The organism is Nostoc sp. DedQUE04, from assembly GCF_034530995.1.
In the GTDB taxonomy this organism is placed as follows: domain Bacteria; phylum Cyanobacteriota; class Cyanobacteriia; order Cyanobacteriales; family Nostocaceae; genus Nostoc.
The window spans coordinates 135,917-146,342 of record NZ_JAVRCA010000012.1 but is presented as its reverse complement, the minus strand read 5'-3'; the positions used below and the strand labels follow the sequence as shown (position 1 = coordinate 146,342).

7 protein-coding genes and 1 pseudogene are annotated in these 10,426 nt (G+C 39.1%); 4 read left to right on the top strand and 4 right to left on the bottom strand.

The window, feature by feature from the left end; all coding sequences use genetic code 11:
• Positions 1-1,458: 1,458 nt before the first annotated feature.
• From RM049_RS11395 to RM049_RS11385, 3 genes are all read right to left on the bottom strand, one after another.
• Complete coding sequence (locus tag RM049_RS11395; RefSeq protein ID WP_322704257.1) at positions 1,459-2,190, bottom strand: hypothetical protein; 732 nt, start codon at positions 2,188-2,190, stop codon at positions 1,459-1,461.
• Positions 2,191-2,739: 549 nt separating this feature from the next.
• On the bottom strand, positions 2,740-2,862 hold the full coding sequence (locus RM049_RS11390) for a hypothetical protein (RefSeq protein ID WP_322704256.1): 123 nt from the start codon (positions 2,860-2,862) through the stop codon (positions 2,740-2,742).
• A gap of 222 nt (positions 2,863-3,084) precedes the next feature.
• Positions 3,085-4,026 carry a hypothetical protein gene (locus RM049_RS11385; protein ID WP_322704255.1) on the bottom strand — a complete coding sequence of 314 codons (942 nt, stop codon included), beginning with the start codon at positions 4,024-4,026 and terminating at the stop codon, positions 3,085-3,087.
• 400 nt (positions 4,027-4,426) lie between these two features.
• On the opposite strand from RM049_RS11385, the gene RM049_RS11380 reads away from it, so the two are divergent.
• The 3 genes and pseudogenes from RM049_RS11380 to RM049_RS11370 all read left to right on the top strand — a co-directional run.
• Positions 4,427-4,780 (top strand): hypothetical protein, encoded by a 354-nt coding sequence (locus RM049_RS11380; RefSeq protein ID WP_416212633.1) that lies wholly within the window; start codon positions 4,427-4,429, stop codon positions 4,778-4,780.
• Positions 4,781-4,966: 186 nt separating this feature from the next.
• On the top strand, positions 4,967-5,233 hold the full coding sequence (locus RM049_RS11375; RefSeq protein ID WP_322704253.1) for a hypothetical protein: 267 nt from the start codon (positions 4,967-4,969) through the stop codon (positions 5,231-5,233).
• Positions 5,205-6,197: pseudogene (locus RM049_RS11370) on the top strand (ShlB/FhaC/HecB family hemolysin secretion/activation protein); the annotation flags it as partial. The gene RM049_RS11375 and the pseudogene RM049_RS11370, both read left to right, overlap by 29 nt.
• A gap of 207 nt (positions 6,198-6,404) precedes the next feature.
• On the opposite strand, the gene RM049_RS11365 reads toward RM049_RS11370, so the two are convergent.
• Entirely contained in the window at positions 6,405-7,748 is a 1,344-nt protein-coding gene (locus RM049_RS11365; RefSeq protein WP_322704252.1) for a cytochrome P450, read from the bottom strand.
• Between the two features lie 100 nt (positions 7,749-7,848).
• Between RM049_RS11365 and RM049_RS11360 the strand changes: the two genes are divergently transcribed.
• The gene (locus tag RM049_RS11360) at positions 7,849-10,416 is read left to right on the top strand and encodes a filamentous hemagglutinin N-terminal domain-containing protein (RefSeq protein ID WP_322704251.1); all 2,568 of its coding nucleotides are present in this window, start codon (positions 7,849-7,851) and stop codon (positions 10,414-10,416) included.
• The last annotated feature ends 10 nt before the right edge of the window (positions 10,417-10,426 follow it).

Sequence of the window (10,426 nt, the reverse complement as noted above, 5' to 3'; positions counted from 1 at the left end):
TACCTGGTTAGTATCTAAGTGATCTAGTCCAAGTACATGTCCAAACTCGTGAGTCATTACTGTCAACAAATCTACACGACCAAAAGCTGGGTCACTTTCAATCGACTGCAACTGACTTCCTGAAATGATGTTACTAAATTCGACATCATCACTAGGTGAAGAATCAATAAACCATCCAGCACCTGCTGCATCTTGGTCAATGGTAACAACATTCCCCTGAGTTAAACCCAACTTTAAACTAGGTAGATCGGCGATCGCTAATTGCACTTCCTTGAGAATACCTTGTTCTCCTGGAGTAATGCCTGCACTTGCCCACCGAGCGATCGCCTCAGTACGGAATCTTTCTAATATTTCTGGTGTCAGTTGGTTAAGACGGGGGGGATTGTTTGTCTCAACAGGCTCACTGATAATGCTAGTTTGCTGTTGAGTTATATTAGTTTCTTGTGTTTTAAAAGATACGTTCAATAAGCTAGGAGTGGCTTCATCTTTACTCAGCAAGCCAATTAAGGGCTGATCTCCCGCCACACCTGTAATTGGATCGAAGCTAGTGCTTGTGGTGTTACTTAAATTTGGTGTTAGTGATAGAGGTACTGAAGCTATAGAAGACTGTTCTGCAAAGGCAGTTAATGATAATGAAGTATTAATTGTAAAAATGTCTGTACTGGGAGAGCCAACAGGTGATGCCGAGGGATTGTTTGAAATTATTCCGATTCCTTGACTCAACTTCAATGGATCTTCAATTAAGGGCATTATTGCCCCATCGTTCACCATTGCTGAGTCGGAGATCTTAAACAATTCGTTTATCTCTGACATATACACCCCTGATAATTTCAAAAATAGATAATCATTCAATAAGTCGGAAGTTTGAAGTCGGAAATCGGAAGTACGGTTTTGTGATAGCGAACGCGAACAGCGTAAGAGTTGCCTCTTCGACTGTGCATAGCGCCTACTTATTTAAACCCCAACACAAAACAAGCTCGTGTCTTGGGAATGGGGGCTTAAACCCTTACTTAAGTATCGGAACCAGGAAGTAACAACTTCCGACTTCCGACTTCAAACTTCCGACTTCGTTCAAATATGACTTTTTCTGAACCTTTAACAAAAGCTCAGTCACAGGAGATTTATAACTGCCAAATATCGGCGGTAGCAATTACTCTGCCCGCCGAATATCCAGCATTTTTTAGTTGATAATTTATCCAAATGCCTTGGAATTATCATTTATTCAGAAGTCGCTCTTTCGCTTGGGGAGCAAGTCGCAAGTAATACCCCATAACTCAAGTTAGGGGATTGAAGTAAGGACGCTTTAAGTCTTGCACTAGGTGTAGAGACAAAATTCTTTATTGGCTTCCTACGAATAAATTCGTTTGTCTGGTGACCATTTTTTACTTCCGACTTGCTACTTCCGACTTGCTACTTCTTTTTGTCAAGTTCATTATCGCAATAAAAACTTCTTACTATTTAGATAGCAGCACTCATAGCAAATACATTGGGAACTACAGTTTTCTCTTCACTAGTTTTGCCCAAAAACTTATTACTAATAATTTCTTGGTAAGCTAATAAGTCTGCTTGCCAATTATCAATGCCTTGATGTATGCTGTTTTTGCGTTCAGCTGGAGTTTCACTCTTGACTTCGTAGCTAAAACTACCACTGAATAACACAATTGGGGTACTTGTTTCATCTGGATTCCGTAGGGCTGCTTCATTTACACTCAGGTAAAATAGCCCGCGCTCCAAGGTGTAAGCTAAGTTCAGTGTTGCTCTCACTGGTGCAGTCCCAGCTTCTTGCCATGAACCCGAAGATAATAGTGTTTCTGTTATAAATAAACGGGCTGCATCAACATCTCTTTCAAAAGCAACGTAGCCTCTTGGATTAATACCTACAGCTTCATACTCGACGTTGGGTAAGGCTTCTACATATTTTTTAGCAATAGCTGCTACAGCGATTTCTTCTACTGCTTTATTTTCAATCGCTTCTATGAACATAACTCGTGTTGGTTCAGCTATGATAACGATGCCGTTGGTAAAGGCGACTTGGGATACGCTTTGGGTATATATCGGTTGACGAGCTAATTCCCATTCTGTCGGAACGATGCCGCTGTATTTGAGGAAATCTGGATTCAGGATAGTGGGTTTGTGATTTTTCGCAGCAATGATAATCCCGAACTCTTGCGTAATTAAGGTTTGGCTCATGATGTTTTCCTGATAACGGTGTACTTCAAGTTATGAGTGTTTGTGTGGACGGTGGTGTTACTCTTTAGCAGAACTTGTGTCATCGGCTTTGAAACGGGATTAGGGATAAGATGCAGGGGATTAAAAAAATTTTCATAACCTCTGACATTGCATACCTCACATCCGCTTTTATTTTAGGAGTTCCCGTAGGTAGGATAAACCAAACGCTGTAGCTTCAACCCTTGGCACATAACCCACTACTAGACACGGTTGTGTCTGATCCTTGTAACTTTATACACGTTTTTGAAGATTTACACCCGCGAGATTCTACGTAAAGCTGCTCAAATCCCTTTTTAGGTACTAACTATATTAATTTATTTTCATAAACTATCTTATATATGCAGTGTAATGAGTACATGGAACTACCACGCTCTGCGATCTCTGTTGTAATGGAGCGATCGCAACTACCTGCTATGTCAATCGCTGTCAGTTGGTTTGGTTACTAATCACCCACGATACTGCACGGGCAGCCCATCAATCCTGCATACGTTTATGAGTAGCTTACTTTTATTACTTGAGTTTTGAACTTTTTCCGGTTCTTGGAATACTCAAGACGAAATTAATCGCATTACTGCGAGGATAAGGTTCTGTGTCTGGAGCGATATAATCTGCGATCGCAAAAAGGCAGGGCATAGCCTATCACATAATTCTATCAAATCTTTTATCAGGGCTTTTTAAATTTAACCTCATCAATTGCAACAAGTATTAAGTTCTATGATTTCCTTGAAGCGATAAGCCATTCCGGCATGGCAACTTTTGGAGACGCCGTTCGCGTTCGCTTATCGCTTTCATACAACGAGTTAATTGTTGCATTGTGTATTTGTTGCATTAACCTATTGTTTACTAGCTGTATCGTCACTTCTGCTGCTTCCAAACCAGGTTGTACTCTCTCTCAACAGCCGTCAAGAGCTTTGCCTGCAAGGATGACAGATAAGGTTTGGCTTGCTTCCCTAAACCCTGCAACAGCCAATCCACAGAAGAGTCACGGTTAGCCACTTGATGCAACTGCCGTAACCTCACACATAACTGCTGCATGAATTGGCAATCTTCATCAAGCAATTCCAGTAACTTCAGGTGTTCAATCTTCACGGTGTAGTCGCCGTCCCAGGTCTGGACTGTACAACTGTATTCTCTAGCATGGCTGACTACTCCCCAATAACCCGCTTTACCTCTCAGTTCCGGGTTATCCTTCGGCAACAGAAGGCATATTTCCCCAATATGATAAGGATTGGGTACTTTCGTCCTTTCGCGTATCCTGTCCACTACGTCTTTCACTATGCGACCAGATGGAATCTTATTACCAGCTTGCTCTACTGCCTGTTGCCATACATCCGCTTGCACAGCCGGTTCCAACTCGGCTTTCGCCAAAAAGCGCAATTGTCGTTCGTTGGTCGGCATTGGAATTTGCCGACCATTGGTCGGCAAAAACTTTTGAAGATTCTCATAAACCACAGTAGCCGAAATCTTTAAGTACGCTGCATCACAACTATAATTGAAGCGTTCGCGGCAGTATTCTTCAAAAGTACGGTGCGTGGAACGGTACAGCCGTCTGTTCCTCAACTCCATCAACGCTTGACCTGCTTCTAAAAATGCTCTCTCCACACGGTGTTCTAAATGCAGGCGTAAGCTTTGTTCTTCCTGGGTCAACTCTGTTACTTCAACAGCCGTCACCGTAATCGTTGCTGAGGCTGGGTTATCTTGCTCAGAAGTATTTTCGGCAGCAGAGTCGGTGGCTGGCTTTGGTTCACCAGATGCCACAGGGATAACTTTCTTGCGTCTAGATGGTGGTTTGTTCATTGCCCCACCTCTAGGCTGACAGCAGTTGAACAAATATTGAATTATGTCATCATAGAATAATGGAATATAGATTTTTTATTTATGCCCCCAACAATAGGAAGGATGGGGTTTTTCGTTGCTTTTTATATTTTGCAGTCTTAAGGCACTACCAAATATAAAACTCATTAAAAAATCTTATAGAGCAATTATCAAAAAAAAACACCGCACCAGAGCCACAACAACAAAATACTGTTTAGGCGTATTCTAGAAAATACCCTCTTCAACACACGGGTAAAACAAAGGCTAATGCTTGATTATTTGACAGCGGGTATTGCATTTTAGATGACTTTGTTTGGAGTACAAGAGTCGTTGTTAGAATTTCGCCTGGGTTATCTCGGTCGCTACTGGTTTCTTGCAATTAGTGCTAGCTTACTCCTTTTTGCTCTCTGCCCCAATTAGTATCACGCTAATCATCAAATTTGCAGTAGATCCGTTCACTTTTCCAGGTAATCTAGAGTGGAGCGGTAATCCCTTTGGTATCTGGAAAACTGCCTTGATATTCTTAGCTGGTGGTGCGATTACCGGAGCAGTCACAGGTAAGGCCTTGGATTTTTACTGTGAGCGAGTAGAACAGCGATTAATTCAGCTTGAGACAGAACCGGTAGAAAGAGAAAAGCTTGAAATGGAAATTATAGAAAGAAAAAGGATCTCAATAGAAATCGCTTTGGAGGAAGGAAGAAAGAAAGTTTTTATTATAAAAAGAATCAATTTTTAGATTGGTCAGACATGAAGAATACATCAGCAAAGCAAATATTGCTCCGCAGCAATGCATCGGAATCATTTTTTATGCCGTATTTGAACAACTACTTGGAAGCAGTGGAGGAAAAATTTTTTCTATTGAATTATGAGGACTAACGAGTGTATTCTATTTTGATAAGTTCCCGATTGATGTTCCCCATTAATGACCGCTAACTTCCCTAGAAAAATTTCTGCTCTGGGACTATTTGTATTACTTAACAGTATAGTTTACAAACCATTAAAAGCACAGGTTCCAGCACGCCCTCCTACAATCCCTCAAGTTATCCCTAGAGATATCCAACCACCTTCGACTGCCCCTCTGCCAACACCACAACCACAGCGATTGCCTCAAACTCAACAAATACTCCCGCCTTCTAACTTAAGTCCTAATCCTGAAGAGCAGTTTCCAACGCCGAATACAACTAAATGAAGCTAACTTACTGGGGCTAGGAGATAGTTTAAGTGTCGGTTACAGCAATACTGATGCTAGCAACTTTTTTTATGGCAGTTACACGCTACCCCTCAATCCCAAAAACGGAACCCTCTCTTTTAACTATGGAACTGGCAACAGCAGTGTTATCGAACATCCTTTCGATACCTTAAATATCAAATCTGCTTCCCGATATTATGAACTAATATTGCGCCAACCAATATTTCAATCCCCTACTGAAGAATTGACTTTGGGTTTAACTGCCTCTCGACGAGAAAGCGAGGCCGATTATGCTCCACTAGGAAAACAAATTCCTTTTCCTCAATTAGGAGCTAACGACCAAGGAAAGACCAGAGTATCCGCATTGCGATTTTTTCAAGAATGGATTACTCGTGGCAGTACTCAAGTCTTTGCAGTGCGATCACAATTTAACTTGGGGCTAGATGCATTTAATGCCACAGTTAATCAAGATACTCCTGATAGTCGTTTTTTTTCTTGGCAAGGGCAAGCGCAGTGGTTAAGATTATTAGCTCCTGACACCTTACTATTATTTGGTTTCAATACTCAATTAGCCACTAGATCCCTTGTACCTCTAGAACAGTTTAGTCTGGGTGGAATTGAAAGTGTACGTGGCTATCGTCAAGATTTACTGCTAGCTGATAATGGTATTTTCGCTTCGGCTGAGGTACAAGTTCCAATACTTCGCATACCTAAGATAAACGGGATGTTGCAACTTATTCCATTTACTGATTTTGGTGTAGTCTGGAATAATTCAGTAAGCACAACTGCTAACACCAATAGCCCTAATACTCTAGCTTCCATTGGACTGGGATTACGATGGTCGCAGGATGTGAACTTTACCGCTCGTATTGACTACGGTATTCCTCTTGTATCTGTTGACCAGCCAGATCAAACATGGCAGGAAAATGGACTGTATTTTTCTTTCCAATACAATAATTTTTAAGCTTAATCTACCCACATCCCTTAAATTCTCCAAAATTAATCTTGGCTAAAGTTACGGTTTTTAATCAGACCTATTGATTTATTTCTACATCTGAATTTAAACACAATAGCAACCTTTATAGTTATTTTAAAGACGTTAAAAGTTTACATCTTGATTTGGTTCAATGCACAAATAAAGATATTCCTAAAGAAATAAATTTAGATTCTATTAACGCACTCCAGTTACTACCATTTCAAAATTACTAGGAGGTACCATAAGAATTCCACGTCGAATAGGCTTAATAGGACAGGTCGTAATTAACCTTAATTTCAAACGGGACAGCATAGTTGCCAATACGAGTTTAATCTCAAGCTGCGCTAAAGCTGCGCCAACACATCGGTGATTGCCACCACCAAAAGGCAAGTATTCGTAAGGAGAAAATTGACGCTCCAAAAAGCGTTCGGGATTAAAACGCTTGGGTTCTGGGTATACTTCTTTTCTTTGATGAGCTAAGTAAATTGAAACATTCACAATTGTTTGAGGTTCAAGCTGATAGCCTCCAATCTCCATAGGCTTTTGTACAACCCGTGTAAAGGCATTTAAGGCAATCGGATAAAGACGCAATGTTTCAGAGCAAACTGCGCTGAGATAAGGTAGCCGAGAAATTTCGCTCTTATCTTTAGTAGAGACGAAACAGTTAAGTTCAGATAAAAGGCTTCTTTGAACTTCTGGCAAATAGTGACTCCAGTATAATGCCCAAGAAATAGCAGATGCAGTAGTTTCGTATCCAGCGAATATTAATGTCAATAAGCAATCACGAAGCTCAATGTTTGTCATTGATTTACCAAACTCGTCATGTGCCTCCATAAGCATACTCAGAATGTCTTTAGAGGGAGAATTATTTTGTATTGCCCGTTCAGCAATCAGAGTATATACCACTCGATCTAACTGCTCTATTTGATGCATTAAATTTGTCTGTGGACTCCATATTCCCCAATCCTTTTGAACTCTAGAGAACAATAGCATAAAAATAGAATTTAAAGGATTATCAAAAAGCTCAAACAGCGAGTTAAGCATCTGTCGCAGTTTATTGTAATATTTACCTGTTTGCAATCCAAACACAACATTAAGGATGACACGCAAAGAAATTTCCTTCATGACCGAGTGAACTACAAAAAACTTTCCGGGAGCTAACTGGCTTATTACTTCTTCAGTAATCTCACAAATAACCTGACTATACAGACGCATTCGTTCTGAATGAAAAGGAGGCAACAACATTCGTCTTTGATGTTGATGGCGTTCATTGCCAAGAAAAATAATAGAATTTTCTCCTAATAATAGTTTCACAAAATCACTATTTTGAATAGAACTAAGATCCTCTGGAGAGGATGTAAAAATTTTTTGAATTGCTTCTGGACTGCTAAAGTAAATAATAGCAGGAACTTCATTTGCTCTAAGTCTAAAAACACTACCATAGTCCTCAGACCACGCATCTAAAGTTTCTAATGGGCGAAGTAAAAACTGAATATTCTGTAACAAAGGTGAGGTTTTTGGCCCATCAGGTAAATACATAAAAATATGTTTGAAATTGACAAAAGATATTTTATCATATAATTATTAGCTTTATCTGCTACTTTCTCATAACTACCATTAATAGGCTTTGAGCTTGATTATGAATATTTTTTCTATCCGCAACTTAATGGTATCTATTTTGATATCTCATCCTTTTTATTTACTTACTTTTTCTGTTTCAGCCCAAATAGTTCCAGACAAAACACTACCTGTTAATTCGCTTGTTACCCCTCAAGGAAGGAACAATATAATCGAAGGAGGAAGTCAGGCAGGAAGCAATTTATACCACAGCTTTGACCAATTTTCTGTTCTTACTGGAGACACTGCTTTTTTCAATAATCCTGTAAATATTAAAAATATTATTACTCGTGTAACAGGTGGTTCAGCCTCGAAAATTGATGGATTAATTAAGGCTAATGGAAGTGCAAATTTATTCTTTATTAACCCCAATGGAATTTTATTTGGTCACAATGCACATCTAATTATTGGTGGTTCTTTTATAGCCAGTACTGCCAACAACATCAATTTTCCTAATGACATTCAATTTAGCGCTAAAACTCCTGAGAACACTCCACTATTAAGCGTGAATGTTCCTATAGGGTTAGAGTATGGTGGTAATTCATTAGGATCAATTAATGTCCAGGGTACTGGACACAGCCAGGTTATATACGGGAATCAGGTAGCTGCTTCAATTACCTTATTAGGAGCAGGAGAAAGTCAAAATGGTCTGCGTTCACAACCTGGTAAAACTTTAGCTCTAATAGGAGGTGATGTTTTATTTGATGGTGGACTAGTAACTGCTCCTTCTGGACAAGTTGAAATAGGTGCTGTTGACACTGGTATAGTTAACTTTACTTTTACTAATTCGGGTTTAAATTTAGATTACAAAGGAATAAATGGTTTTAAAAATATTAGTTTTATTAAGCAATCTTTGTTGGACGCTAGTGGTTTTATGCCAGGATATATTTCTGTTCAAGGTAAAAATATAAATTTTACAGATGGCTCATTAGCTTTGATTGCAAATCTCGGATCTTTTAGTTCAGGAGCTATCCGTGTAAAGGCAACTGACACTTTAGATTTAACAGGAATAACGTCTTTTAATATACAACCTTTTCTCAGTGCGACAAGAATTAATCGAGGTATTATTACTTCAACTAATTCTGGCAGAGGAGCGGATATTATCATTTCAGCATCAAAAATAATTGCTCAGGACTCAGAAATAATTACTCCTCTAACTTTTGGTAATGGTAATAGTGGAAATTTAACTATAGATGCTTCCGAAAAAGTAGTAATTCGTAGTGTGGCAGTTAATGAAAGTTCTGGAGTTGCTTCTGCGTTGGGGACTATAACTTACGGTTCTGGGAACGCAGGCGATGTAATATTATCGACCAAAGAATTATTAATTGAAGATGGAGGAAGCTTAGAATCTTTGACTTTTGGTGATGGCAGAGGAGGTAAGGTAACTGTAAATGCTTCTGAGCTTTTAAAAATTTCCGGTGGTCATCCTAACTTCGTGTTACTAGCTTATGGAACACCACCTATTCCTACTTTTTCGGCAAGCAATATAACCTCTCTCTCCGTTTCTGCTGGTGATGCTGGTGATCTAAGTATTAATACAAGACGATTGATTGTTGAAAACGGAGCTGGAATTGCAGCATCGGGGCTAAAAAGTGGTAATTCTGGTACTGTAAATATTAATGCCCTTGAATCTGTTAATATTAATGGTTCAAGTTCAGTTAATCCTTCTTTAAACCGTAGCAAAATAACTTCCTCTGTAGGTACTGGCGACCCTTTTGTAACTTACATATACAATCTTAAGCAACCATCTGATGCTTTGTCTGGAAACATTTTTATCAAAACAGGAAACTTAATTTTAGAAAATAATGCTCAAGTTGAAGTTAGAAATGATAGTACAAAAAATGCTGGGATAGTGACAGTTATTGCAAATTCTATTAGCTTAGATAATCAAGCAGGAATAACTGCTTCAACTAAAAATGGTCAAGGTGGTAATATCAATTTGCAAACTAAAGTTTTGAATTTATATGACAAGAGCTTTATTTCTGCAACCGCAGGTGGTATCGGTAATGGGGGTAACATTACTACCAATGCAGATATTATAAATGTTTTGGGAAATAGTCGGATCACAGCTGATGCTTATAAGGGACGTGGTGGTAACATTCAGATTAATTCTCAAGGATTTTTTGCTTCTCGTGACAGCCAATTTACAGCCAGTTCCGAGTTAGGAATTAATGGCAATGTCCAATTTAACATTTTAAACGATAATATTGTACCTCCTAAAGCAGTAGCAGAAACAATTCAATTACCTCCTGAGATTACTTCAGCTTGCCAAGGAAATTCCCGCAACGCAGCTAGTAAGTTTGTAATTATTGGAACTGGTAATCTCCCACGTAGCTATAAAACCCAAGTATCTAACAATAGTGGATGGCACGCTAATTCTGCTGCTATAGCCCCAACTTCTAACAATTTAGACAAACAAAGCTTACTAAATAATGAAATTAAACCAATTGTAGAAGCACAATCAGTGTTGATAGAACCATCAGGAGAAGTCAATTTATTAGCGTCTAGCAATCAGGTTGCTGCTGTTGCTTCACAGTTGCCTAAAAGTGCTTGCTTTGCTACAAGTTTTACATCCAAATTATTTCCATAAACCAGAGTGA